The organism is Rhodococcus sp. PAMC28707 (genome assembly GCF_004795915.1).
GTDB lineage: Bacteria > Actinomycetota > Actinomycetes > Mycobacteriales > Mycobacteriaceae > Rhodococcoides.
In genome coordinates this window covers 2801227-2824910 of sequence record NZ_CP039253.1, presented here as the reverse complement: position 1 = coordinate 2824910, position 23684 = coordinate 2801227, and the positions used below count along the sequence as shown (strand labels likewise).

25 protein-coding genes are annotated in these 23684 nt (G+C 62.9%); 13 read left to right on the top strand and 12 right to left on the bottom strand.

Annotation, left to right across the window (positions count from 1 at the left end; genetic code table 11):
- Positions 1 to 55: 55 nt before the first annotated feature.
- Positions 56 to 1324 (bottom strand): cytochrome P450, encoded by a 1269-nt coding sequence (locus E5720_RS12800; RefSeq protein ID WP_136170966.1) that lies wholly within the window; start codon positions 1322 to 1324, stop codon positions 56 to 58.
- A 229-nt stretch (positions 1325 to 1553) separates the two neighbouring features.
- On the opposite strand from E5720_RS12800, the gene E5720_RS12795 reads away from it, so the two are divergent.
- Positions 1554 to 2684 carry a steroid 3-ketoacyl-CoA thiolase gene (locus tag E5720_RS12795; RefSeq protein ID WP_136170965.1) on the top strand — a complete coding sequence of 377 codons (1131 nt, stop codon included), beginning with the start codon at positions 1554 to 1556 and terminating at the stop codon, positions 2682 to 2684.
- A 16-nt stretch (positions 2685 to 2700) separates the two neighbouring features.
- On the opposite strand, the gene E5720_RS12790 is transcribed toward E5720_RS12795, so the two are convergent.
- The gene (locus tag E5720_RS12790) at positions 2701 to 3378 is read right to left on the bottom strand and encodes a hypothetical protein (RefSeq protein WP_136170964.1); all 678 of its coding nucleotides are present in this window, start codon (positions 3376 to 3378) and stop codon (positions 2701 to 2703) included.
- A gap of 179 nt (positions 3379 to 3557) precedes the next feature.
- Positions 3558 to 3977 carry a helix-turn-helix domain-containing protein gene (locus tag E5720_RS12785; RefSeq protein ID WP_136172663.1) on the bottom strand — a complete coding sequence of 140 codons (420 nt, stop codon included), beginning with the start codon at positions 3975 to 3977 and terminating at the stop codon, positions 3558 to 3560.
- A 259-nt stretch (positions 3978 to 4236) separates the two neighbouring features.
- Here E5720_RS12785 and E5720_RS12780 point away from each other — a divergent pair, with 259 nt between their 5' ends.
- From E5720_RS12780 to ipdC, 4 genes are read left to right on the top strand one after another with little or no spacing between them, the layout of a single operon-like run.
- Positions 4237 to 5001 carry an enoyl-CoA hydratase family protein gene (locus tag E5720_RS12780; RefSeq protein ID WP_136170963.1) on the top strand — a complete coding sequence of 255 codons (765 nt, stop codon included), beginning with the start codon at positions 4237 to 4239 and terminating at the stop codon, positions 4999 to 5001.
- On the top strand, positions 4998 to 5831 hold the full coding sequence (locus E5720_RS12775) for a CoA-transferase (protein ID WP_136170962.1): 834 nt from the start codon (positions 4998 to 5000) through the stop codon (positions 5829 to 5831). Before E5720_RS12780 ends, E5720_RS12775 begins: the two co-directional genes overlap by 4 nt.
- Complete coding sequence (locus E5720_RS12770) at positions 5828 to 6574, top strand: CoA-transferase (protein ID WP_136170961.1); 747 nt, start codon at positions 5828 to 5830, stop codon at positions 6572 to 6574. The genes E5720_RS12775 and E5720_RS12770 overlap by 4 nt, the downstream gene beginning before the upstream one ends.
- Positions 6571 to 7638 carry a (3aS,4S,5R,7aS)-5-hydroxy-7a-methyl-1-oxo-octahydro-1H-indene-4-carboxyl-CoA dehydrogenase gene (gene ipdC / locus E5720_RS12765; RefSeq protein ID WP_136170960.1) on the top strand — a complete coding sequence of 356 codons (1068 nt, stop codon included), beginning with the start codon at positions 6571 to 6573 and terminating at the stop codon, positions 7636 to 7638. Before E5720_RS12770 ends, ipdC begins: the two co-directional genes overlap by 4 nt.
- Before the next feature lie 56 nt (positions 7639 to 7694).
- Here the strand turns inward: ipdC and E5720_RS12760 are convergent, their stop codons facing one another.
- The 3 genes from E5720_RS12760 to E5720_RS12750 form a co-directional block, all read right to left on the bottom strand.
- On the bottom strand, positions 7695 to 7973 hold the full coding sequence (locus E5720_RS12760; RefSeq protein WP_136170959.1) for a DUF2277 domain-containing protein: 279 nt from the start codon (positions 7971 to 7973) through the stop codon (positions 7695 to 7697).
- 33 nt (positions 7974 to 8006) lie between these two features.
- Complete coding sequence (locus E5720_RS12755) at positions 8007 to 8582, bottom strand: TetR/AcrR family transcriptional regulator (RefSeq protein WP_136170958.1); 576 nt, start codon at positions 8580 to 8582, stop codon at positions 8007 to 8009.
- Positions 8583 to 8671: 89 nt separating this feature from the next.
- Positions 8672 to 9781, bottom strand: a complete 1110-nt coding sequence (locus E5720_RS12750) for an ABC transporter permease (protein ID WP_247595947.1) — start codon at positions 9779 to 9781, stop codon at positions 8672 to 8674.
- Between the two features lie 135 nt (positions 9782 to 9916).
- Between E5720_RS12750 and E5720_RS12745 the strand changes: the two genes are divergently transcribed.
- From E5720_RS12745 to E5720_RS12735, 3 genes are all read left to right on the top strand, one after another.
- A complete protein-coding gene (locus tag E5720_RS12745) occupies positions 9917 to 10519 on the top strand; it encodes a TetR family transcriptional regulator (RefSeq protein WP_136170957.1) in 603 nt (200 codons plus the stop codon).
- 223 nt (positions 10520 to 10742) lie between these two features.
- Complete coding sequence (locus E5720_RS12740; protein WP_136170956.1) at positions 10743 to 10967, top strand: hypothetical protein; 225 nt, start codon at positions 10743 to 10745, stop codon at positions 10965 to 10967.
- 52 nt (positions 10968 to 11019) lie between these two features.
- Entirely contained in the window at positions 11020 to 12408 is a 1389-nt protein-coding gene (locus E5720_RS12735) for a cytochrome P450 (RefSeq protein ID WP_136170955.1), read from the top strand.
- Here E5720_RS12735 and dinB read toward each other — a convergent pair.
- From dinB to E5720_RS12705, 6 genes are all read right to left on the bottom strand, one after another.
- Positions 12394 to 13575 (bottom strand): DNA polymerase IV, encoded by a 1182-nt coding sequence (gene dinB, locus E5720_RS12730; protein ID WP_136172661.1) that lies wholly within the window; start codon positions 13573 to 13575, stop codon positions 12394 to 12396. The two genes, E5720_RS12735 and dinB, sit on opposite strands and share 15 nt — an antisense overlap.
- Positions 13576 to 13685: 110 nt before the next feature.
- Positions 13686 to 14834: an acetyl-CoA C-acetyltransferase gene (locus E5720_RS12725; protein WP_136170954.1), complete on the bottom strand. Its 1149-nt coding sequence runs from the start codon at positions 14832 to 14834 to the stop codon at positions 13686 to 13688.
- 12 nt (positions 14835 to 14846) lie between these two features.
- A complete protein-coding gene (locus tag E5720_RS12720; protein ID WP_247595946.1) occupies positions 14847 to 15476 on the bottom strand; it encodes a TetR/AcrR family transcriptional regulator in 630 nt (209 codons plus the stop codon).
- A 46-nt stretch (positions 15477 to 15522) separates the two neighbouring features.
- Entirely contained in the window at positions 15523 to 17388 is a 1866-nt protein-coding gene (locus E5720_RS12715) for a Na+/H+ antiporter (protein WP_136170953.1), read from the bottom strand.
- 51 nt (positions 17389 to 17439) lie between these two features.
- Positions 17440 to 18237: an SDR family oxidoreductase gene (locus E5720_RS12710; RefSeq protein WP_136170952.1), complete on the bottom strand. Its 798-nt coding sequence runs from the start codon at positions 18235 to 18237 to the stop codon at positions 17440 to 17442.
- Positions 18234 to 19430, bottom strand: coding sequence for an acyl-CoA dehydrogenase family protein (locus E5720_RS12705; protein ID WP_247595945.1), 1197 nt, complete (start codon positions 19428 to 19430; stop codon positions 18234 to 18236). The genes E5720_RS12710 and E5720_RS12705 overlap by 4 nt, the downstream gene beginning before the upstream one ends.
- A gap of 55 nt (positions 19431 to 19485) precedes the next feature.
- Between E5720_RS12705 and E5720_RS22285 the strand changes: the two genes are divergently transcribed.
- Genes E5720_RS22285 through E5720_RS12685 form a run of 5 tightly spaced genes read left to right on the top strand, consistent with a single transcriptional unit; the run spans position 19486 to position 23643 of the window.
- Entirely contained in the window at positions 19486 to 19620 is a 135-nt protein-coding gene (locus E5720_RS22285; protein WP_281727910.1) for a hypothetical protein, read from the top strand.
- Positions 19617 to 20453, top strand: a complete 837-nt coding sequence (locus E5720_RS12700; protein WP_084345462.1) for an enoyl-CoA hydratase — start codon at positions 19617 to 19619, stop codon at positions 20451 to 20453. Before E5720_RS22285 ends, E5720_RS12700 begins: the two co-directional genes overlap by 4 nt.
- Positions 20454 to 21596, top strand: coding sequence for an acyl-CoA dehydrogenase family protein (locus E5720_RS12695; RefSeq protein WP_136170950.1), 1143 nt, complete (start codon positions 20454 to 20456; stop codon positions 21594 to 21596).
- Positions 21593 to 22567 carry an acyl-CoA dehydrogenase family protein gene (locus E5720_RS12690; protein ID WP_136170949.1) on the top strand — a complete coding sequence of 325 codons (975 nt, stop codon included), beginning with the start codon at positions 21593 to 21595 and terminating at the stop codon, positions 22565 to 22567. Before E5720_RS12695 ends, E5720_RS12690 begins: the two co-directional genes overlap by 4 nt.
- Positions 22564 to 23643, top strand: coding sequence for an acyl-CoA dehydrogenase family protein (locus tag E5720_RS12685; RefSeq protein WP_210729859.1), 1080 nt, complete (start codon positions 22564 to 22566; stop codon positions 23641 to 23643). The genes E5720_RS12690 and E5720_RS12685 overlap by 4 nt, the downstream gene beginning before the upstream one ends.
- The last annotated feature ends 41 nt before the right edge of the window (positions 23644 to 23684 follow it).

Here is a 23684-nt window from a genome sequence, read left to right as displayed (position 1 = left end):
GAGCGGCGGTACGTCTTTCGAAAGACGTACCGCCGCTTTCGTGTTGGCTACCGGGCTAGTGCGGGACTGGGCAGCCGCCCTTGTAGTCGACCTGAAATTCCTTGACTCCGTTGAGCCATCCCGAACGCAGTCGACGTGGATCGCCGAGCTTGGAGATGTCGGGAATATGGTCGGCGATCGCGTTGAACATCAGGTTGATCTCCATCCGCGCGAGATTCGCCCCGATGCAGTAGTGGGCACCGTGGCCACCGAATCCGAGGTGCGGGTTCGGGTCTCGTAGAATGTCGAACTTGTACGGGTCCTCGAAGACATCTTCGTCGAAGTTCGCGGAGCCGTAGAACATCACGACTCGCTCACCGGCCTTGATCGTGGTGCCGTTCAGGTCGAAATCCTGAGTGGCGGTGCGCTGGAAGGAGGTGACCGGCGTTGCATAACGGACGACTTCGTCAGCCGTGGTGTCCGGGCGCTCCTTCTTGTACAACTCCCACTGCTCAGGATTGTCGATGAACGCGCCCATCCCGTGGGTGAGCGCATTGCGGGTGGTCTCGTTGCCCGCGACGGCAAGGATGATCACGAAGAATCCGAATTCCTCGGGTGCGAGGTGATCACCGTCGATGTCGGCGTTGATCAGGGTGGTGATGATGTCGTCTTTGGGGCACTTGCGGCGTTCGTCCGCGATGCCATAGGCGTACCCGAGGATCTGGGTCGACGCCTCGACCGGGTCGATGTCGAACTCCGGATCGTCGTACGCGGTCATCTCGTTGGACCAATCGAATATCTTCTTGCGATCCTCCTGCGGAATCCCGAGCAGATCGGCGATGGCCTGCAACGGCAGCTCCGAGGCGATTTCGGTGACGAAGTCACCGGTCGGATTCTCTGCCGCCTTCTTGACGATCTCCTGCGCACGACGCTCGAGCTCGTCGTGCAGGCCACCGATCGCCCGCGGGGTGAATCCCTTGGCGACGATCTTGCGGGTCTTGGTGTGCTGGGGAGCGTCCTGGTTGATCATCACGAAGCGCTGCAGTTCGATCTGCTCACGCGTGATGTCGTCGTTGAATCGCGGCATCGCGGTGTTCTCGAAGCTCGAGAACACGTCGCTGCGTTTGGAGATCTCTTTGATCTCGGCATGCTTGGTTACGACCCAGTATCCGTCGTCGTCGAATCCACCGACGTTGCGCGGCTGGGGGCACCACCAGATTGGAGCCGTCTTGCGAAGCTCGGCGAACTCTTCGACCGGTATCCTCTGTTCGTAGATACTGGGATCGGTCGGGTCGAAGCCCTCCGGCAAATCGGGACGGATGAGGTCCTGATGTAGGTCTGTCACTTGCTCTCCTGACAGTTTCTCGGGTCAACGCACAGGCTGCGGTTCTGTTCGGGGCGCCGAGCAGGCTGCGCTCCTGCTCGGAGCCACTTTGTACGGCCGCGCTCTTATGGAACACGTTCTAGCTTTATTCAAACACAAGGGGTCGAGATAGGGAAGAAGATACGGTCAACCGCCATTAACAGTAAGATGGAACCTGTTCTACTTTCGAATGAAGAGAGAGGAGCCCGCAGTGGGCAATCCCGTTATCGTCGAGGCCGTCCGTACACCGATCGGCAAGCGAGGTGGATGGCTGTCGGGTCTGCACGCTGCCGAATTGCTCGGCCTTGCCCAGACCGGCGCAATCGAGCGGCTCGGTATCGCCCCCGAGTTGGTCCAGCAAGTCATCGGCGGATGCGTCACCCAGGCGGGTGAACAATCGAACAACATCACCAGGACTGCATGGCTTCACGCGGGCCTGCCTTGGCAGAGCGGTGCGATGACGATCGATGCTCAGTGCGGGTCGGCGCAACAGGCCAACCATTTGATCGCCGGGTTGATCTCGATCGGGGCCATCGATACCGGAATGGCCTGCGGTGTAGAAGCCATGAGCCGCGTTCCCCTGGGTGCCAACGTCGGCGAGAACGCGGGACCGAGACGGCCGGACTCGTGGAGCATCGACATGCCGAATCAGTTCGAAGCCGCAGAGCGGATAGCGCGACGCCGCGGAATCAACCGAGCTGACCTCGAAGCCCTCGGCGTTCGGTCGCAGGCCCTCGCGAAAGCGGCATGGGAGGAGGGGCGCTTCGACCGGGAAGTCATGTCGGTGCAGGTCGGAGACGAGACTGTGAGCCGGGATCAGGGCTTGCGTGACACGACTGCGGAATCGCTGGCGAAGTTGAAGCCCGTGATGGACGGCGGAATGCACACGGCAGGTACCTCTTCACAGATTTCCGACGGCGCCGCTGCGGTCATTCTGATGGATGAGGACCGCGCCAAAGCGCTTGGGTTGACCCCTCGTGCCCGCATCGTCTCGCAGTGCTTGGTCGGAGCGGAGCCCGAGTTCCACCTCGACGGTCCGGTGCAGGCCACCGCGCGGGTGCTCGAGCAGAGCGGGATGAAGATCGGCGACCTGGACCTGTTCGAGGTCAATGAGGCGTTCGCTTCGGTTCTGTTGTCCTGGGCCTCGGTACACAAGCCCGATATGGACAAGGTCAATGTCAACGGTGGCGCCTTGGCAATTGGTCACCCCGTCGGCAGCACCGGTTCGCGACTGATCACCACTGCGCTGCACGAGCTCGAGCGTCGCAACGGTTCGACAGCATTGATCACCATGTGCGCAGGTGGGGCATTGTCCACCGGCACCATCATCGAACGGATCTGAACCTCTCAGTTCGAGGTCACAGTTGGCTCGGCGGCTTTTTCGTGTCGGGCAGCGCCACATCGTCGCTGCTCGGCGCGAGCCAAGGAATCCAAGTTTCGGTGATCAAGCGCCCGTCTCCGGTGAGAATTGCGTCGGGGTCGGGATCCACGAGCACCGGATATGCAGTGGTGGCGCCGAGTTCGATGTTCTTTACGAGCTTGCCGTTCTCGAGCGTGTAGCGGACCGGCACTCGGAAGGACTCGGCGTCGAACGCCCACGGCGCGCCGACGTAAATTTTGCCTCTGCCCATCTCGTCCAGTGCCGTCACCGATCCATCGACTTCCACCCGCAGTGCCCAGTCGGCGGGGAGTTCGACGTCGAATTCGAATCGGGTTGGCGCATCCGGTCCGGCCAACTGGATCATCAGTAACGCGCCCTGACCCGGCTTTCGTGACGGGACGATGATGTCGAAGGAGCCGAACGGGTAGAACACGGAGTCGAACGGTCCACTGACGGCGTTGTCGATTCCAGCTGCGCACGCCATCCTCAGACGGACCGCTGCGGCGCCGTCTTCGGAGTGCAGAGTTACCCACTCGGACGGATGCGGAGCAGGTCGGCCATCCGGGGTGTAGGACAACACTGCGCGGAGGAGGGGCTGCTCGATGGCGAGGCCACCGTCGAGCGCATCGAACGATTCACTGCGATCGTCAGTCAATGTACTACTGCCCTTCAACGCCTCGCCAGCACTATCGACGGCGAACCGGCGACTGAACCATCCCTTGTTGAGGATTCAAGCGCATCAGCTACTTTTCAGCAACCCCCAAGTTTTCAGAATAGCTGCTAGCGGCCATGCCCAATCGACGAATCTGCGTCCGAATGTGTGAAGGAACCGCCCTATTCGGTGCTGTCCGGCGGAATCTCCGGAAGACCCTCACTGGCTCGCAACTTTTCCGCCATCGAACTCAGGAGATTTTGCGACTCCTCGGACAGGTCGAAAGCCCTGGTCGACAGCCTCCGTAGGCCGTAGCCTTTCAGTTGCGCGAGAAGCTCGAGATCGTGATCGACTTTGGCGGCGTAGATGTCGTTGAAGAAGTAGTCCGGTTTGACCTTGAAGAAGCGAGCCAGTGCGGCAACCGTTTCATCCGACGGGTTGTTGCGTTGACCGGATCGAAGCTGCGAAATGTACGGCTTGGAAATTTGATGTCCGCTGCCGGCGAGCGCGTCGGCAACTTCGGCATTGGTGTGGGGCCTGCGGCCAGGGGGATGCACGATGCTGAAGAGCTTGTTCAGACGTGCCGCGAAGCCGATGGACATCGGGGACATTTCATCCTTCCGGATCGGAGAGGCACCGCCCGCGTGAGGCGCCGTAACGATAACGAAAAGGTAACTCTATACCCGGTAGATGGCTGTTTCCCGCTGATCGACAGACATGTTGATCTTGTAATTCGGCGAAAACCGCGGAAGCGACCCTTTCGAGCAGGGCCCTGGACTGTCGAGAAGACCGATATCGCCGTCTTCGTGTTAACCTACCAAGCACTTGCTTGTTTTTCGCTTACGTGAGGATCCTTGATCAATGGCAATCACTTCGAGCACCACCGACGGAATCACCGTCGTCACGGTCGACTACCCACCCGTCAACGCGTATCCGACACAGGGATGGTTCGACTTCGCGGACATAGTCACCGCAGCTAGCCGCGACGAGAACACACGCGTCGTGGTCGTGCGAGCGGAGAACCGCGGGTTCTGCGCGGGCGTCGATATCAAGGAGTTCGCGCGCGACTCCGGACACGGACGCCTCATCGACGCCAACCGGGGATGCGCCGCCGCATTCGCAGCGGTCTACGACTGCGCGGTACCGGTCATCAGCGCCGTGCAGGGATTCTGCCTCGGCGGGGGCATCGGGATCGTCGGTAACTCCGACATCATCGTTGCTTCCGACGACGCAACCTTCGGACTCCCCGAGGTCGACCGCGGCGCCCTGGGTGCGGCGACGCACCTCTCCCGACTCGTCCCACAGCACCTCATGCGTGCGCTGTTCTTCACCGCGTCCACCATCACCGCGCAGCAGTTGGAGCACCACGGCTCGGTCTACCGAGTGGTTCCGCGAGCGGAACTGGACGATACGGCCTTGGAAATCGCACGCGATATCGCGGCCAAGGACCCGCGGGTGATCCGAGCCGCGAAGGAAGCACTCAACGGTATCGATCTGCAGCCGGTACACAGAAGCTACCGCTACGAGCAGGGCTTCACCTTCGAACTGAACCTGTCGGGAGCCGCCGACGAGATCCGCGCATCGTTCGAGGACGATCTCGCACGTGCCAAAGGAGCAGCAAAATGACAGCAATGCGCAACAAAGTGATTACCGCCGACGACGTCGCGGGCCGGCTGAAGAGCGGCATGACGATCGGCATCGGTGGCTGGGGATCGCGTCGTAAGCCGATGGCTCTGATCCAGGCGATCCTCCGCTCGGACCTGACCGATCTGACTGTCGTCAGCTTCGGCGGACCGGACGTCGGCTTGCTCTGTGCAGCAGGGAAATTGAAGAAGCTCTACTTCGGCTTCGTCTCTCTCGACTCGATTCCGTACGACCCGTACTTCTCCGCAGCCCGCACGGCCGGAGCGATCGAGATCCGCGAGCTCGACGAGGGCATGGTCAACACCGGCCTCCAGGCTGCTGCACAGCGACTGCCGTTCCTGCCGATGCGTGCCGGTCTCGGTTCCGATGTGCCGAAGTACTTCCCCGAGTTGAAGACCGTTGTCTCGCCGTACGACGATGCCAGCGAACTCATCGCGATGCCTGCTCTCGAACTCGACGCCGCGCTGGTTCACCTGAACCTCGCCGACGCCCACGGCAACGCCGCATACCTCGGCCCTGACCCGTACTTCGACGACTTGTTCTGCCTTGCTGCCGAACAGCGTTTCGTCTCCGTCGAACGCATCGTCGATACCGCAGACCTCGTCGCGAGCGCTCCCCCGCAGGCCCTCCTGCTGAACCGAATGATGGTCGACGGCGTAGTGGAGGCACCGGGCGGTGCTGGATTCACCTCGTGTGTGCCTGATTACGGTCGTGACGAAGAACTCCAGAAACAGTATGCGGAGGCAGCGTCCGAACCCGACGGGTGGAAGCGCTTCGCTCAGCTGACAAATCAGGAAGGGGCGTCCGCATGAGCGGCATAGACATCACCCGGGCGGACATCTGTGCAGTTGCATGCGCGGATATGTTCGCAGGCGCAGGCGAGATCATGGCAAGCCCGATGGGCCTCATGCCCAGCATCGGCGCCCGCCTGGCCAAACTCACCACCGAGCCCGACCTACTCCTCTCCGACGGAGAGGCGTACCTCATGGCCGACACACCGGCACTCGGTGCCACCGGCGCGATCGAGGGATGGATCCCGTACCGGAAGGTATTCGACGTCGTCGCCAGCGGTCGACGTCATGTCGTGATGGGCGCCAACCAGATCGACCGGTTCGGCAACCAGAATATTTCTCACTTCGGCCCGCACGACAAGCCGACGCGACAGATGTTCGGCTCCCGCGGCGCCCCCGGCAACACGATCAATCACCGCACCAGTTACTGGATTGCGCGGCACTCGGCACGTGTCTTCACCGAGACCGTCGATCTGGTGTCCGGTGTCGGTTACGACCGCGTCACCGACAACGCAGGGTTCGCCCACCACGATCTGCACCGGGTCGTCACCAACCTGGGCGTATTCGACTTCTCCGGCGAGAACCACGCGATGCGCCTGCTCTCGGTGCATCCAGGAGTCACCGTCGACGAGGTGCTCGAGAACACCGGATTCGAACTCGACACTGCCGATGTCACCGACTCCAGGCTCCCCACCGACGAGGAGATGACCCTGCTCGGCGTCATCGATCCCAAGGGGTCGCGTAGCCGCGAGGTCAAGGGATGAGCGGTCTTCGCACGCCGCTGACCGAACTGGTCGGTATCGAACACCCCGTCGTTCAGACCGGTATGGGCTGGGTTGCCGGGCCGCGCCTGGTCGCGGCTACCGCCAACGCCGGTGGCCTCGGCATCCTGGCGTCGGCGACGATGACCTACGCCGAACTCGAAGCGGCAGTGGCGAAAACGAAGACGTTGACCGACAAGCCCTTCGGCGTCAACATCCGTGCAGATGCCACCGACGCTCGTCAACGCATCGATCTCCTGATTCGGGAGAACGTGCGTGTCGCATCCTTCGCACTGGCACCCAAGGAAGAACTCATCGCGCTGCTCAAAAAGGCAGGTGTAGTAGTAATTCCATCGATCGGTGCAGCCAAGCACGCCAAGAAGGTTGCAGCCTGGGGCGCCGATGCAGTCATCGTTCAGGGCGGCGAAGGCGGCGGTCACACCGGACCGGTCGCGACGACGCTTCTGCTCCCGTCGGTGCTCGACGCCGTCGACATCCCCGTGGTGGCGGCAGGCGGCTTCTACGACGGCCGCGGCCTCGCTGCGGCCCTGGCCTACGGCGCAGCGGGTGTTGCGATGGGTACCCGATTCCTGTTGACGCAGGAGAGCACGGTCCCTGATTCGGTCAAGCAGGAATACCTCAAACGTGGTCTGCAGGACACGACGGTCTCGCGACGCGTCGACGGCATGCCGCACCGGGTGCTCAACACCGAATTGGTGACGAGCCTCGAGCAGTCGAACCCCGCTCGTGGCCTGTTCGCCGCTGTCGGTAATGCTGTCAAGTTCAAGTCGATGACCGGTATGACGTGGTCGAATCTCGCCCGCGACGGAATTGCGATGCGCCGAAGCAGCGATCGGACGTGGCAGCAGATCATCATGGCTGCGAACACCCCGATGCTGCTCAAGGCAGGCTTGGTCGATGGCGATACACGTGCTGGTGTGTTGGCTTCGGGTCAGGTTGTCGGAATGATCGAAGACCTGCCGACCTGTGCCGAGTTGATCTCCTCGATCGTCGAGGACGCGGTGCGTCGTATCGACGACATCCAGAAGTTCACGACCGTTAGCTGATCAACCTTCTGTCACCGCCCTCCACCGATATCGCCACCTGCCAGACCAGCCGAGAGCTAGGAAGCGGAAGCCTTCGCGGCAATCCGCGCCTGGACCTCGGGCCTGCGCAGGGGCGGGACGGTGGGGGGCGGTTGACGTCTGTCGGGCAGCGCGTCGAGCAGTCGGTGCGTCGTGGCGGTCACCTCCGCGACGGCCTGCTCGAATGCCTCCCGGGTGGCGTCGGACGTCTTCTGGACGCCACTGATCTTGCGAACGTACTGTCTTGCCGCGGCCTCGATCTCATCGTCCGTGGCGTGCGGTTCGAGCCCGCGCAGGGTCGTGATGTTTCGGCACATAGCCGCCACGATAGTCCTGGTCGTGCGATCCTTCTAGAGCCTGAGTAGTCCCTCGAGCGCCCGTAGGCACAGTGCGCGCACATCTTCTTCGGAGATGGTCCGGCGGTCCATCCAGTCGAGGCATACAGCCCGCACGAACGACACCCATCCCCGTAGCGCCATTCTGAGAACCTCGTCCTCTCGGACCTCCGGGGGAAGGGCGGCAAGGATGCGATCCTGCTGCACCCCGAGTTCGGCCGTCACCATCGCCTGAATCTCGGTGTCTCCGGACATCGCCCCTCGGTTGACCGCGCGGACCCCGTGTTCGTGGGCGAGTACGTAACCGATATATGCATCGAGCCCCGCTGCTACCTGCTCGGTGATCGGGAGCGAGGTATCGGGGGCTGTCATCTCGAGAATCCGTGCCGACTCGACGCGAATGATCTCGGCGAAGAAGTCACGCTTCGAGGAAAAGTAGTGGTACATCAAGCCGCGTGAGACCCCTGCGAGGTCGGCGACCTCCTCGATCCACACGTCTTCGTACGGCCGCTCGGCAAACAGTCGGGACCCGATGTCGAGCAATTGTGCGCGTCGCAGATCAGGTGACAGGCGTTTACGTGGGCTGGACATCGTGTTCGCGATGTTACTCGGCAGCACTTCGAGACAAAGATGGACGTGGACTCCGCCAGATGCTGGAAGAGTCCACGTCCATTGTCGGGTCAGTGTGCGGCGTGCGCCGCAACATCCTTCGACGTCTTCTTGGGCCGGTGGGTGAAGACCAGCAGTGCCACGGTGAGGACGAGCCATCCGCCCAGGATGAACAGTCCCTTGTCGACGCCGGTACTACCGAAGTAAACGATGGAACGGGCCGCATCCATCGCCCCTGAGCCGATCCAGAAGTTGCTGACACCCGACCAGAATCCGGGAAGGAAGTCGACCGGGACAGCCGCACCTGCGCTGGGGAAGTTCAGGAAGATCATGAGGAGCATCACCACCATGATCGCGGCATGGCCGAATACCTTGTTGGCCAGAATACTGACCAGCCCGACGGTGAAGGTATAGGTGAAGATCACCGCGAGCATCGCCAGGTTCTCCACGAACGAAGCTGCGTAGAACCCCACGAATATCGACGACACGAGGTACGACAACGCGAGACCGATGACGGACATCGCAGCGAGAATTCCAAGCTTGGGTCGCATCCGCATGGCCGGGGCAACCTGCGCGAGGACGGTGATCGTCAGGTAGCCGATGATCGTGGACACCACGAGCAGGTAGAACAACGCTTGGCCGGTGGGGTCATCGGGTGCGAGCGGCGCGTGATCGACGATGTTCGCCGGTTGTCCCTGGGCGGCGGCAAGTGGTTGGGTCAACCCCTCGACTGCTTGCACGAGCACCGGGCCCTCGGCGGAGGCGACGTGCACGGTCATAGGTGAACCCAGTTCGATGACGCCGGCAATCTCGCGGGCTTGCAGGCTTTCGATCGCTGCAGCGGTGTCTGTCGATGTCTGGAGGTCGAATTTGCCCTCGACTTTGCTCGCGAGTTGATCGACGAGTGCGGTGGTGGAGGACTCCGGACCGGTGACCACTATTTCCACATTCCGGGGTGTCGGATTGTGGAAGGCGCTCACATAGCAGAGCGCGAACATCACGGCGAAGAAGATCGGAAACACCATCGCTTCGACGACGGAGCGCCACGCGGTGCGACTTTCCCCGGCGGCGGGCGCCGATGCTTGGGAATGCTCCAAAATATGAGCGGGTGCGATGGCTTCGGTGTCGGCCCCTAAGGCCTGATCCCAGTCGGGATGCCGGTGGTCACTGGAGTTTGGCATGCGCAACAGACCTTTCAGTTCAAATGTCAACGATGATGACAAGCCACAAGTCAACAGTGTTGACTGTTGTTTGTCAACACTGTTGACTATGATTGGTGGCAAGTGGTTGATCGAACCGAACGAAGGATGCAAAGCATGCTGGCCGAGATCTCAGACGAGGGTGCCCGGTCGGGTACCGCCCACAACCGCCGAGCCGTACAAGCAGCCGCGGCGCAACTGTTCGCCGAACAAGGCTTTGCCGCCACCGGGGTCCGCGACATCGCCAGACACGCCGGCGTGGATCCTGCTCTGGTCATTCGATACTTCGGCTCCAAGGAAAAGCTCTTCGTTCGCACGATGACGATGTCCGACGCGTTCGTAGAGGTCATGAAAGGCCCACTCGACGAATTAGGCAGCGCCCTGGTCGATTTCGTGGTCCGTAGAACACGTCAGCGACAGGTGGGCACCTCGGCTGCCGTCTACGCAGCACTCGTTCGCGCATCCGACCGCCCAGTGGTTCGCGAACACCTGCAGGAAGCGATCGAGCAGATGATCATTGCACCACTCGCTCCGCGGCTTTCCGGGGGCGACGCCGAGTTGCGTGCCCATCTGCTCGCAGCTCAGCTATCCGGACTGATGACCGCCCTTTACGTCGTCGAAAGCCCGTGGCTGCTCGCCGCATCTACCGATACCATCGTCGAAAGCTACGGCGACGCACTACAAACCGTCATCGATGGCGAGCCGCGCCACCGAGGGTAGGCACATCCCAACACCTCCACCGCCTACCGGGATGCTCTGGCCACGATCTATCCCGTTGCATACAAGTTGAAGTCCCTCAGCAAGAACGAGCTCGACCGCGACTACACCGTGATGCCACTCGAAGCGCTCTGATGGTCGAGCGATATGGATTCGTTCACTTCGGCTCGGGACAAGTCCCAATGGGACTCGACGGTGATGATCATGACCCCGGACTGGATCACCGATGATCACTTCGACGCGGCGCACCGTCGAACGAAAGGGTGGCGCGCCTGCCCTCCCCTCGCTTCGGCGCGAAACACTCAGCGAGGGGAGGGCAGGCAAGCACCACGAGGTCTGCCTCAGCGACGTACGCCGCACCGCCCCGGACAAGCTGAAGACGCTCCTGCGCCAGCCCGTCGCCCAGGCCTGCTTTGCTTCTCCGAGCGAGAAGTTGACACCGATTCAGTAGCGAGTAGGTTCACTGTTGTATTCGAGTTCAGTAGTGAATCGAGAGGCTCAGCATGGTCATCGACGTCGACGTGGCGACGCACGCACTTCCGCACCCGAGCAGGCGCCTCCCGTTCCTCGGTGATGTCCTCGGAGTACATGCATCGACGCCCGTTCAGGATTCGATAGCCCTTGCCGAGAAGCTGGGCCCGATCTTCGAACGAGTGGTCATGGGGCGCCAATACGTGATGGTCTCCGGCGCCGACCTGGCTGGGGAGTTGTGTGACGAGCATCGGTTCGTCAAACACATATCCCCCGCTATCGTGGGCTTGCGCTCGATCGGAGGGGATGCTCTGTTCACTGCACATTCGGACGAGCCGAACTGGCAGAAGGCACACGATCTACTCCGGCCGGCCTTCACCCAGCCCGCAATGCGCAGCTACCACCACATCATGGTCGACGTCGCAGCCGATCTCACGGCGCACTGGCGCTCGCACACCAAGGTCGATGTGTCCGCCGACATGACCAAGCTGACCCTCGACACCATCGGCAGAACCGGATTCAGCTATGGGTTCGACTCGTTCAACCGCGACAAGCCGCATCCTTTCGTCGACGCGATGGTCGGGGTCCTCTCACACAATCAGCGACGCGAAATCGTGCCGATCCCATGGTTGGCCGACATCGTTTTTCGCACAGCCGACCGCAGGAACGAACGCGACAAGCATTACATCGCAACCCTTCTCGACGACATCGTGCGCACTCGCCGCGACGCCGGCACGTCCGGTCGAGGCGATCTCCTCGACATCATGCTCGATGCTGCGCGTGACGCCGACAATCCCAATGCCCTGAGCGAGATCAACATTCGCCAGCAGATCGTGACGTTCCTGATCGCCGGCCACGAAACCACCTCGGGCGCGCTGTCTTTCGCTCTGCACTACCTCTCGCAGCACCCCGAAATTCTCGAGGCCGCGCGCGCCGAAGTCGACGCGGTATGGGGTTCACAGACCCCGGAGTTCGAGCAGGTCCCCAAGCTCCGCCTGGTTCGACGCATCCTCGACGAGAGTTTGCGGCTCTGGCCGACTGCGCCTGCATTCGCCCGTGAAGCGCGCGAAGACACCTCGATCGGCGGTATCCATTCGATGAAAAAGGGCGATTGGGCGTTCGTTCTCATTCCGGGTCTGCACCGAGACCCGGTCTGGGGCGAAAACCCAGACGCCTTCGACCCCGATCGGTTCCTTTCCGCCAATGTTCGGTCACGGCCGGGGCACGTCTACAAGCCGTGGGGTACGGGTGAACGCGCATGCATCGGTCGGCAGTTCGCCATTCATGAGGCAGTGCTCGTTCTCGGAACCATACTGCAGCAGTTCGACATTCGAGCCGACCCCGACTACCACCTGAAGATCGAGGAACGACTGACGCTGATGCCGAAGAACTTCGAGCTGACGGTGTCAGTCCGGAAGTAGCGGAACCGAGGAACCGAAGTTGCGACCCAGCAATACTCCCCTGGTCAGAGCGCCCTTACCGAATTTGGTGTGGACGCCGTCGAGCGCCATATCGAGGGCAGAAGCACTCGGAGCATCTTGGGGTCGATCGAACTGCAGCTCGAGTTGCTCGGTGCCCGTACGTTCGATATTGGACACCGTGATGCCCACCAGCGTGATCCCACGCTCGGCGATCAGAGACGCTGCGTCCTGCAGAAGCGTCAGTGCCGCGTCGAGAATGGCCTGGGTGTCAGCCGTCGTACGGTCCAGTGTGTGGGAACGTGTGATGCGGGTGAAGTCACCGAACCGTACGCTCAAAACCACTGTGCGGCCGGTGCGTTCAGCGGCACGCATCCGCTGCGTCACTCGATCCACCAGGGCGATGAGGGAAGCCTTCACCTCCGCCGACGACGTCGGGCCGCTCCCGAGTGCGTGCTGCGCACCGATGGAACTGCGCCCCCGATACGTCTGCACCTGTCGCGGATCGCGATTGTTGGCGAGCGAATGCAGATGATGCCCCGCGCCTTTACCGAGAATCGACACGATGGAGGCTTCGCTGTGGGCGGCGATGTCACCGATGGTCACGATGTCGAACGCATGGAGCTTGTCGGCGGTGACCTTACCGACGCCCCATAGCCGCTCGATCTTCAGCGGATGAAGGAACTCGAGCTCACGGCCGGGCGGAACCAACAGCAACCCGTCGGGCTTTCCGACCGCGCTGGCTACTTTTGCCAGAAACTTGGTACAGGCGATACCGACGGTGATGGGCAGGCCGACCTGCTCCTTGACCTCTCGCCGCAGTCTTTCGGCGATCCGAACCGGAGTGCCTCTGATCTTGCCCAACCCACCGACTTCGAGGAACGCCTCGTCGACGGAAATGCCCTCCACGAGCGGAGTGGTGTTTCTGAAGATCTCGAATACGGCCCGGCTCGCTTCGGTGTACGCGTCCATGCGAGGGGCAACGAAAATTGCGTGCGGACACAGCGCCCGGGCTCGAGCGCCACTCATGGGCGTCCGGACACCGAATGCTTTGGCCTCGTAGCTGGCGGCGAGCACGACCCCACCGCCGACCAGCACCGGTTTGCCTCGAAGGCGTGGGTCGTCTCGCTGCTCTACCGACGCATAGAAAGAGTCCAGATCGGCATGCATGATGCTGGCTTCAGCACTGCCCGCCGGGGCGTCGGGGGCGAACTCGGTCACGACCACAGGGTCGCACACAGGTCCGACATTCGACCCGACGCCGGCGCGTTACGCGAGAATCAGAGCCGTTCGATGATCGTGACGTTGGCGGTACCGCCGCCCTCACAGACGGTCTGCAGGCCGTAACGGCCACCGGTACGTTCGAGTTCGCACAACATGGTGGCAAAGAGCTTTGCCCCCGTCGCGCCGAGTGGGTGCCCGAGAGCGATCGCACCACCGTTGATGTTGACCCGGGCCGGATCAGCGCCGGTCTCCTTCAGCCACGCCAGGACTACGGGAGCGAACGCCTCGTTGATTTCCACGACGTCGATATCGTCGATCGACAGGCCGGCCTTCTCCAGTGCGTGCTTGGTGGCCGTGATCGGCGCACTCAGCATGAAGATCGGGTCGGCACCGCGGGCGCTGAGGTGATGGATCCGGGCGCGCGGGGTGAGTCCGTGTGCCTCGACTGCTGCTGCGGAGGCCACGAGAGTCGCGCTCGCTCCGTCGCAGATCTGGCTGGCGAGGGCCGCGGTGAGCCGTCCACCCTCGGTGAGGGGCTTGAGCGAAGCCATCTTTTCGAGAGTCGTCTCACGCGGGCACTCGTCGACCATGAAGTCGCCGACGCCGACGATCTCGCGATCGAATCGCCCTTCGGCTATGGCGTGCCGAGCGCGCTCATGGCTGGCCAGAGCGAACTGCTCCATGTCTTCACGCGTGACGTCCCACTTCTCGGCAATGAGTTCGGCGCCGCGGAACTGCGACACTTCCTGCTGGCCGTAGCGGTGTTCCCAGCCTTTGGACCCACTGAACGGGGTCTCGAAGCCGTACTGCTGTCCCACGACCATCGCTGCCGCGATCGGGATCTGTGTCATGTTCTGTACGCCACCGGCGACGATCAGATCCGACGTCCCACTCATGACGGCCTGTGCGGCGAAGTGAATTGCTTGCTGGCTCGAGCCGCACTGACGATCGACGGTGACCCCGGGCACTTCCTCCGGGAATCCGGCCGCCAACCAGGCCGTGCGCGCGATGTTTCCAGCTTGCCCACCGATGGCGTCGACGCAACCGAAAATGACGTCGTCGATCTGGGGCGGATCGATCGAGGACCGGTCCATCAGGGAACGCAGGACGCTCGCACCGAGATCGGCGGGGTGCGTCTCGGCGAGGGAACCGCCGCGCTTACCGACCGGAGTTCGAACAGCGTCGATTATGTAGGCCTCGGGCATGGGAAGACTCTCCTAGGTTGACGCCGTGCGGGATCGTGTGACGGACTTGGGAGTGCTCGACAATCCGTCGAGCACGATGGCGAGATACTGCTGCGCGACGGCTTCCGCGGTGAGCTTGCCACCCGGGCGATACCACCGGACTGCCACCCACACTGTGTCGCGCATGAATCGGTAGACGAGTTCGACGTCGACATCCGGCCGAAAACTGCCGTCTGCGATACCGCGCTCGACCACACCGTTCCAGAGTTCATGAAACTCACTGTTACGACCGGTGATGTACTCGAAGCGTTCGGTGCCGACGAGGTGCTTGGCCTCGTCCTGATAGATCGCGACGGCCGAATGCGAGCGGTCGATCGCCTCGAACGACGCCACTACGAGGCCTTCCAGGGTTTCCCGCGGACCCAATCCCTCTGCCACGATCTTGTGGTAGCTGTCGAAGAGTTCGTCGAGGAACCCCCGCAGAATCTCGTCGACCATCGACTCCTTGGAGTCGAAGTGGTGATAAAGACTTCCGGAGAGGATCCCTGCAGCGTCGGCAATGTCACGGACCGTCGTTGCACGCATGCCACGTTCGGCAAAGAGCGTCGCGGCGAGCTCGAGCAGCTCTCCGCGTCGTCCTACGGCTTTGGGGGTTCGGGGCACGAGCACACTATACCAACCAAGCACTTGCTTTGCATACGTGCATGGGTCAGGCCGTCAGGTGATGCACGAAGCACCATCGCCAGTTCTCCCCAGGCTCGGCGGACTCCATGACGGGGTGGCCCGTCTCTCTGAAGTGTGCCGTGGCGTGCTGACGGGCCGAGGAGTCGCAGCACCCGATGTGTCCACAATTCAGGCAGGCGCGGAGTGCAACCCATTCCGTCCCGTCGCGAACGCACTCGTGGCACGTGCCGTCGGTGTGCGTCTGCGCTTCCGGATACCGGTCGAGATCCTCGCATGTGACTCCTGGATGGCCACGCAGTTCGTTCGACGCTCGAATGTCTCGACGCGACTCGCTCGCCGCGTCGATCATCGATTCCTCGACGTCGAGCATCCCCAGCACTTCGCCGATGACCTCGGACGGCACGGTTCCCGAACTGCGGATCTCGAGAATTCGCTCGCGTTCGGCCTTGATCATGGTCACCCGGACGCGGGCGTACAGCTCGCTGGGCGTCTCCTGATCAGCGGTGGTGCCGAGTCGCTCCCATGCTGCGTAGTTACGCTCCTCCACGCGTTGACGAACGAGTGTGTCGATGTCGTGAGGGTCCTCGTATTCGAGCTTGTCGAGCGCGGCGTACCCCGCTTTCGACGCCTGCTGCAGCAGGGTGGCGCGTGCCAACGCGTCACCCATCGGATCAGGTGACGGGACCTTCAGTCGCCGGGCGAGCAGCGGAAGCGACAGTCCTTGAAGGAACAGAGTCCCGGCCACGACCGTGAACGCAACGAGAAGCAGCACTTCTCGATCCTGGGTTCCCAACGGAATGATGAAGGCGGCGGCGAGCGTGACGACCCCGCGCATCCCGGCCCAGCCGATGAGCAGCGTGTATCGCCACGATGGGACCGTCCCGGTCGTGGGATCGGCGCCCGGGCGTACCAGGGCATAGCGGGAGACGAACACCCAGAAGATTCGGATCACGATGACGCCTACGAGGGTGGCCGTGCACACCGACGCGATGGTCAGGGGTGAGAGCGAACTCTTGGCTACATCGCGCACGATCCACGACGCCTGTAGGCCGATCAGCAGGAAGACTGCATTCTCGAGGATGAAGGCGATGGTTCGCCAGTTGATGCGCTCCGCGATCCGGGATTGCGCCGACTGCAGAATCGGGGCTTCGTGCCCGAGCAACAGCCCGGCGACGACGACTGCCAGAACACCGGAGGCATGAATCTCCTCGGCCAGGAGATACGCAGCGAACGGGACGACGAACGAAATTGCGGTGTCCAGCACCGGATTGGTCAGTCTGCGCCGCACCTTGGCGACGACGTAGAACGTCACCAGGCCGACTGCAACGCCGCCGCCTGCCGCGATGACGAAGTCGAGTCCGATCCGGCCGGCATTCACCGAATTACTCAGCGCATAGATTGCCGTGCTCAGCGCGACGAGGGCAGTCGCGTCGTTGAGCAGCGACTCACCTTCGAGGATCGTCACTATCTGACGAGGCAGGCCGATTCTGCGTCCGATGGCGGAGGCAGCGACCGCATCCGGTGGTGCGACGACTGCGCCGATCGCGAGCGCTGCAGGCCAGGAGATATCCGGCAGGATGACGTGCACGATTGCGCCGACACCGATCGCCGTGACGGCAACCAGCACCACCGACAGTAGAAGGATCGATCGGCGGTTGGCGTTTATATCGACCAGCGAGGACTGGATCGCCGTCGCATAGAGCAGGGGCGGAAGCAGCCCGAGCAATACCACCTCGGGTTCGAGGTGGATCTCCGGCATTCCCGGCGCGTAGGACGCCGCGACCCCTACCACGATCAGCAGTAGGGGCGGCGGAACGCCCAGTCGCTCGGCCAGGCCCGCGACGGTGAGTACACCGACCGCGAGGGCTACGAGAAAGACAGCGATCTCCATAGCCAGTCATTGTCCCCGCACTCTCGCCGGCGGCGAAGTGAGGGACCCGTCTCAGCCGCGCTGGCTGGAGACGGACACCACCTCACCGGTCAAGTAGCTCGAGTAGTCGCTGGCCAGCATCGCGATGGTTGCTGCGATTTCCCACGGTTCCGCAGCGCGGCCGAAGGCTTCGTCCGCAGACAGTTGGTCGAGAAGATCCTCGGAGGTCACCTTGGCGAGGAACGCGTGCTTTGCGATGCTCGGTGCGACGGCATTGATCCGCACTCCGAATTCGGCTGCTTCGACGGCGGAGCAGCGGGTCAGCGCCATGACGCCGGCTTTCGCGGCGGCGTAGTGAGCCTGTCCCTTCTGCGCGCGCCAGCCGAGGACGCTTGCATTGTTGACGATGACGCCACCGTGACCGGCAGTACGGAAGTACCGCAATGCCTCTCGCGTGCAGCGGAATGTGCCGTTCAGCGTGATGTCGAGTACCCGATCCCACTGCTCGTCGGTCATGTCCACGACGGGAACTTCGCCACCGAGACCTGCATTGTTGACGAGGATGTCGATGCGGCCCATCCGCTCGGCGGCCGTGTCGATGAGGTTGCGTACTTGTTCGGTGCTCGATACATCGCACACCGCGGACTCGACTCGGGCGTCGGGGAACTGCTCCGCCAAGCTCTCGCGGGTGGCGTCGAGCCTGCGCTCGTGCCAGTCGGAGACGAGGACGTCTCCACCTTCGGCGAGTATCCGACGTGCGGTTGCCGAGCCGATGCCGGTTCCGGCCGCGGCGGTCACGACGGCGACCCGGCCGACGAGTAGTCCGTGGCCGGAGATCTCGGCCGGTGGGGTGGACAGTGGTCCGGTCATGGACGCGCCTCTCGGGGTAGGCCGAGCACTCGCTCGGAGATGATGTTGCGCTGCACTTCGTTCGATCCGCCGTAGATGGTGTCGGCGCGAGTGAAGAGGTACAGGCGTTGCAGGTTGGTCAGTTCTTCTTCGTAAGTCAGTGAATTCGCACCGAGCACATCCATGGCGAGTTCACCGAGTCCTCGATGCCAGTTGGCCCACAAGAGCTTCGAGACCGATGCCTCGCCGCCGCTCGTGCCGGCGTCGACGGTTGCCAGGGTGCGCAAGGCGTGCGCTCGCATCACCGACAGTCCGATCCTCGCCCGTGCGAGGCGGTCGCTCAGAATCGGGTCCGCGGCCGACCCGTTGCGCTGGGCAATTTCCTCGATACCGTCGAGTTCGCGGGCGAAACCGACCTGTTGCCCGAGCGTGGATACTCCGCGCTCGAAGGTCAGCGTTCCCATGGCAATCCGCCACCCGTCTCCGGGTTCGCCGACGACGAGGTCCGCTTCGGTCCGGGCGTCCTCGAAGAACACTTCGTTGAACTCGGACGTTCCGGTCAACTGGTTGATGGGTCGAACGGTTACCCCGGGTTGGTCCATGGGAACGAGCAGATACGACAGTCCGGCGTGCCGCTTGGATCCTGGCTCGGTCCGAGTAAGGACGAAACACCAGTCGGCGACGTGCGCCAGCGAAGTCCAGATCTTCTGGCCGTTGATCACCCAGCCCTGGTCATCGAGGCGCGCCGTCGTGGAGACGTTTGCGAGATCCGAGCCTGCACCGGGCTCCGAGTAGCCCTGGCACCAGAGTTCGGAGACCGTATTGATGCCGGGAAGGAAGCGCTTCTTCTGCTCCTCGGTGCCGAACGCGATGAGCGTCGGGCCCAGCAGTTCCTCGCCGACGTGGCTTACGCGGGCGGGCGCATCGGCCTTGGCGTACTCCTCGTGGAAGATCAGCTGCTGATCCAGCGTCGCCGCCCGTCCGCCGTATTCCTCCGGCCAGCCGAGGCACGTCCATCCGGAAGCCGCAAGGTGGCGATCCCACGCAAGCCGCTCTTCGAAGGCCTCATGCTCCCGCCCGGGTCCACCCAGCCCACGTAAGGCTGCGTACTCCCCGTTCAGATTCTCTGCCAACCATTGTCGAACCTCGGCGGCGAACTCCACATCGGACGCACCCGAGATACCTTGCCGAACCTGCCCCTGGCTTCCATCCACTTCAGTAGGATAACCTACCAAGCACTTGCTTGTTAACGAACCGCCCGAGGAGATCATGACTACGGAACCGAGCATCGGCCCGGACCCACTCCGACGTGCGGCCGGGCCGACCCCGATCAACAATCGTTACAAGTGTTACGAGGCCCCCGGCAAGGCCTCCCGGATCGAACTAGGTAAGGAAATCCGATGAGCGAACCCGTGACATACGAAGTTGTGGACAAGATCGCGACGGTGACGTTGAACAGGCCCGAGTACCGCAATGCGCAGAACTCGGCAATGACGTACGCACTCGACGCCGCGTTCACCCGCGCGACCGAGGACCCCGATGTCGCGGTGATCATTCTGGCGGGCAACGGCAAACACTTCAGCGCCGGACACGACATCGGTACCCCCGAACGCGACGTGGACGTCCACTTCGAGAACAAGGCGGTCATGTGGTGGGACCACATCGATCGAGTCGGCGGCGACCAGCGTTTCGCTCGCGAGATGGAGGTCTATCTCGGAATGTGCCGCCGCTGGCGCGAAATCCCGAAGCCGATCATCGCTTCGGTGCAGGGCGCCTGCATCGCCGGCGGACTGATGCTCGCGTGGGTGTGCGATCTGATCGTGGCCTCCGACGATGCATTCTTCTCCGACCCCGTTGTGCGCATGGGCATCCCGGGAGTGGAGTACTTCGCGCATCCGTGGGTACTCGGCACCCGTGCCGCCAAGGAAATCCTGTACACCGGCGACCGCTTCTCGGCACAGCGCGCCTACGAGTGGGGCATGGTTTCGCGCGTCGTACCGCGAGATGACCTGGAGTCGGAGACCCGCGCTCTCGCCGGACGCATCTCGGCAATGCCGCAGTTCGGACTTGCGTTGACCAAGAAGGCCGTCAACCAGTGCGAGGACCAGATGGGAATGCGCGCAGGCATGGACTCGGTATTCGGTCTCCACCACTTTGCGCATGCACACAATGCCGAGGTCGACACCGACTCCCTCGGCGGCATGAACGCCAAGACGATGAAGGAGAAGGGCAAGTAAATGGATCTCGATCTCGATGACTCCACAATTGCGTTCCGCGACAGCGTGCGCGAGTTTCTCGCCGAAAACATCCCCGCGGAGCCGCTCGCCTCGATGGACACGGCAGAGGGCTTCGAGCAGCATCGGCAGTGGGAGAACACCCTCGCCGACGCCCGCCTCTCCGTCGTCTCATGGCCGAGTGCACTCGGTGGCCGTGACGCTTCGTTGCTGGAATGGGTAATTTTCGAGGAGGAGTACTACGCCGCCGGCGCCCCGGGGCGCGTCGCGCAGAACGGAATCTTCCTGCTCGCTCCGACGCTGTTCGAGTACGGAACCGACGAACAGCGCGAGCGTTTCCTTCCGCGTATGGGACGCGGCGACGACATTTGGGCACAGGCTTGGTCCGAGCCCGAGGCCGGCAGTGACCTTGCTGGTATCCGGTCGAGCGCCAAGCAGGTCGAGGGCGGCTGGGTCCTGAACGGTCAAAAGACCTGGAGTTCACGCGCGAGCTTCGCGGACTGGGGCTTCGGTCTGTTCCGCAGCGATCCCGAAGCGCAGCGCCACCGCGGCCTGACATACGTGATGTTCCCGCTGACCGCCGAAGGCGTCACGGTGCGTCCGATCCCGCAGCTCGACGGTGAGGCCGGTTTCGCCGAGATCTTCTTCGAAGATGTCTTCGTTCCGGACGCCGACGTCATCGGGCAACCGAACGACGGATGGCGCGTTGCCATGAGCACCTCGAGCAACGAACGCGGACTCTCCCTGCGCAGCCCCGGAAGGTTCACTGCCGCAGCGGATCGCTTGATCGAGCATTGGAAAAAGAATTCCGATGCGGTGGCGAACTCGAACACGACCGATCGCGTCGTCGACGCATGGATCGGGGCGCGTGCCTACCGCCTGCACACCTTCGGCACGGTGACGCGCCTGCAGGAAGGCGGAGCACTCGGTGCAGAGTCCTCGGTCAACAAGATCTTCTGGTCCGAACTCGACGTAGCACTGCACGAGACCGCACTCGACCTACTCGGCGACGACGGCGAGCTCGACGGCTCCTGGCAGGACGGCTACCTTTTCTCTCTCTCCGGCCCGATCTACGCGGGTACCAACGAGATTCAACGCAACATCGTTGCCGAGCGTCTGCTCGGCCTTCCTAAGGCGGACCGATGAGATTCGCACTGTCCACTGAACAACAAGACTTCGCATCCAGTCTGCGTGAACAGCTCGCCGGTTCGGCCGGGGCAGTTCGAGCCTGGAGCCGCGACGAACTCGAACCAGGCCGCAAGTTACTGCGCGGACTCGCCGACACCGGCGTCACCGGGTTGACCATCGAGGAAAATCACGGCGGTCTCGGCGCACATCCGGTCGACCTCGTCGTCGGATTCATCGAGATCGGACGCGCAGCAGCGCCCGGCCCTCTGATCGAATCCGTCGCGGTGGCGCCGACACTGCTCGCACCGTTCGGCGATCTCGCCGAGAAATGGCTTCCCGGGATTGCCGACGGAACTTCGCTTGCGTCCGTGGCAAGTCCTCGCGCCCTGGACGCAGACGTCTGCGACCTCGTGCTGCGCGTGAACGGATCGCGGATCGAGCAGGTGCAGGCAGGGACTCGTCGCAATTCCGTCGACACTGCCCGCAGGCTGTTCGAGGTTACCGACGGCTCGACGTTGGTCGAGGACCCCGCCGTGGCACAGGCCTGGGATCGCGCGTTCGATCTGGCAGCGTTGGCCTGTTCTGCGCAGCTTCTCGGACTCGGCCGCCATCTGGTGGATACGACCACCGAGTACGCCAAGGGCCGTGTGCAGTTCGGCAAGCCCATCGGCTCCTTCCAGGCGATCAAGCACCAGTTGGCCGACGCACTCATCGGTCTCGAAATGGCGATGCCGCTCATCTACGGCGCTGCTATCTCCATCGCCGACGGCAGCGAGGACGCATCCCGTGACGTCTCGGCCGCGAAGGTCGCCAGTTCCGAGGCTGCCTACCGCGCGTCGCGCGTCGCACTCCAGGTGCACGGCGCGATCGGCTACACCGCCGAGTACGACCTGTCGCTCTGGCTGACGAAGACACGGGCCCTGTACACCGCATGGGGAACCGTCGCTGCTCACCGCGCACGGATCGCACGCGCTCTGGCCGCCGTATGAACGGGGTAGGCGTATTCACCGAAGAGCAGAACGATCTGCGGGTCATGATCAGATCGCTGCTCGACAAGCGCTCGGACATGCGCGCCGCGATCGACACCGACCGCGGCTACCAGGAGCCGCTGTGGCAGCAATTGTGCGAGGTCGGCATTGCCTCACTGGCAATTCCGGAGGAGTTCGGCGGCGCCGGATTCGGGGCCATCGAATCGCACGTGGTGCTCGAGGAGCTGGGTAGATCCCTGACGCCGTCGCCGATGCTCGGTTCGGTCGTACTCGCAGGCCAGGCACTGCTCGTGTCCGGCGACCACGAGGCCTGTGAGCGTTTGCTCCCCGGCATAGCCGAGGGCAGTTCCATTGCAGCGCTCTGCTGGGCCGGTTCGGTATGGAGTGACGACGACGTCCCGGTGACCGTCACCGACGGAACTCTCACCGGTGTGGCGGAGTACGTCCTCGACGGTCTGTATGCCGATGTCCTCGTCGTCGCTGCCTCGGCCGACGGCACGGTATCGCTGTACGAGGTGGACCCGTCCGCCGCAGGTGTCACCCGTCGCAACACTCCGACGATGGACCCCACGCGTCGACTGAGCACCGTCGAGTTCGCCGGCGTCACCGGGCGCAAGATCGACACCGCGCCCGATACGCTCGCCAAAGTTCGCGATATCGCTTGTACCGCACTGTCTGCCGATCAAATCGGTGCTGCTGCGGCAAGCCTGGATATGACCGTGGAATACAGTCGCACCCGGGTACAGTTCGGGCGCCCGATCGGAAGTTTCCAGGCACTCAAGCACCGCATGGCGGATATGTACGTGTTGCTAGAGAGCGCAAAGTCGGTGTCGTACGCAGCTGCGCGGTCACTAGCCGAGCAGCTTCCATCGGCCCACGACGATGCGGGTGTGGCGAAAGTGCACTGCTCCGAAGCACTCTCGCACATCGCCGCAGACTCGATACAGATTCACGGTGGCATCGCGATCACCTGGGAGCACGACGCGCACCTGTACTTCAAACGGGCACACGGCTCTTCACAGCTGTTCGGGCGACCGAGCGAGTACGTGAACCGATACGCGCCTGCGGCTGTGTAATCGGACCCGTCGCCGACAGAGCCGGCGCGGCGAGGAGATTC

What these genes read in the sequence shown, in the direction of transcription:
- E5720_RS12695 (WP_136170950.1), top strand. Translation starts at nt 20,454, where the DNA reads ATGGATCTCGATCTCGATGACTCCACAATTGCGTTCCGCGACAGCGTG.
- E5720_RS12775 (WP_136170962.1), top strand. Translation starts at nt 4,998, where the DNA reads ATGACAGCAATGCGCAACAAAGTGATTACCGCCGACGACGTCGCGGGC.
- E5720_RS12755 (WP_136170958.1), bottom strand. Translation starts at nt 8,582, where the DNA reads ATGTCCAGCCCACGTAAACGCCTGTCACCTGATCTGCGACGCGCACAA.
- E5720_RS12690 (WP_136170949.1), top strand. Translation starts at nt 21,593, where the DNA reads ATGAGATTCGCACTGTCCACTGAACAACAAGACTTCGCATCCAGTCTG.
- E5720_RS12780 (WP_136170963.1), top strand. Translation starts at nt 4,237, where the DNA reads ATGGCAATCACTTCGAGCACCACCGACGGAATCACCGTCGTCACGGTC.
- E5720_RS12700 (WP_084345462.1), top strand. Translation starts at nt 19,617, where the DNA reads ATGAGCGAACCCGTGACATACGAAGTTGTGGACAAGATCGCGACGGTG.
- E5720_RS12785 (WP_136172663.1), bottom strand. Translation starts at nt 3,977, where the DNA reads ATGTCCATCGGCTTCGCGGCACGTCTGAACAAGCTCTTCAGCATCGTG.
- E5720_RS12715 (WP_136170953.1), bottom strand. Translation starts at nt 17,388, where the DNA reads ATGGAGATCGCTGTCTTTCTCGTAGCCCTCGCGGTCGGTGTACTCACC.
- E5720_RS12760 (WP_136170959.1), bottom strand. Translation starts at nt 7,973, where the DNA reads ATGTGCCGAAACATCACGACCCTGCGCGGGCTCGAACCGCACGCCACG.
- E5720_RS12745 (WP_136170957.1), top strand. Translation starts at nt 9,917, where the DNA reads ATGCTGGCCGAGATCTCAGACGAGGGTGCCCGGTCGGGTACCGCCCAC.
- dinB (WP_136172661.1), bottom strand. Translation starts at nt 13,575, where the DNA reads ATGCATGCCGATCTGGACTCTTTCTATGCGTCGGTAGAGCAGCGAGAC.
- E5720_RS22285 (WP_281727910.1), top strand. Translation starts at nt 19,486, where the DNA reads ATGACTACGGAACCGAGCATCGGCCCGGACCCACTCCGACGTGCGGCC.
- E5720_RS12735 (WP_136170955.1), top strand. Translation starts at nt 11,020, where the DNA reads ATGGTCATCGACGTCGACGTGGCGACGCACGCACTTCCGCACCCGAGC.
- E5720_RS12685 (WP_210729859.1), top strand. Translation starts at nt 22,564, where the DNA reads ATGAACGGGGTAGGCGTATTCACCGAAGAGCAGAACGATCTGCGGGTC.
- E5720_RS12770 (WP_136170961.1), top strand. Translation starts at nt 5,828, where the DNA reads ATGAGCGGCATAGACATCACCCGGGCGGACATCTGTGCAGTTGCATGC.
- ipdC (WP_136170960.1), top strand. Translation starts at nt 6,571, where the DNA reads ATGAGCGGTCTTCGCACGCCGCTGACCGAACTGGTCGGTATCGAACAC.
- E5720_RS12740 (WP_136170956.1), top strand. Translation starts at nt 10,743, where the DNA reads ATGATCACTTCGACGCGGCGCACCGTCGAACGAAAGGGTGGCGCGCCT.
- E5720_RS12750 (WP_247595947.1), bottom strand. Translation starts at nt 9,781, where the DNA reads ATGCCAAACTCCAGTGACCACCGGCATCCCGACTGGGATCAGGCCTTA.
- E5720_RS12725 (WP_136170954.1), bottom strand. Translation starts at nt 14,834, where the DNA reads ATGCCCGAGGCCTACATAATCGACGCTGTTCGAACTCCGGTCGGTAAG.
- E5720_RS12710 (WP_136170952.1), bottom strand. Translation starts at nt 18,237, where the DNA reads ATGACCGGACCACTGTCCACCCCACCGGCCGAGATCTCCGGCCACGGA.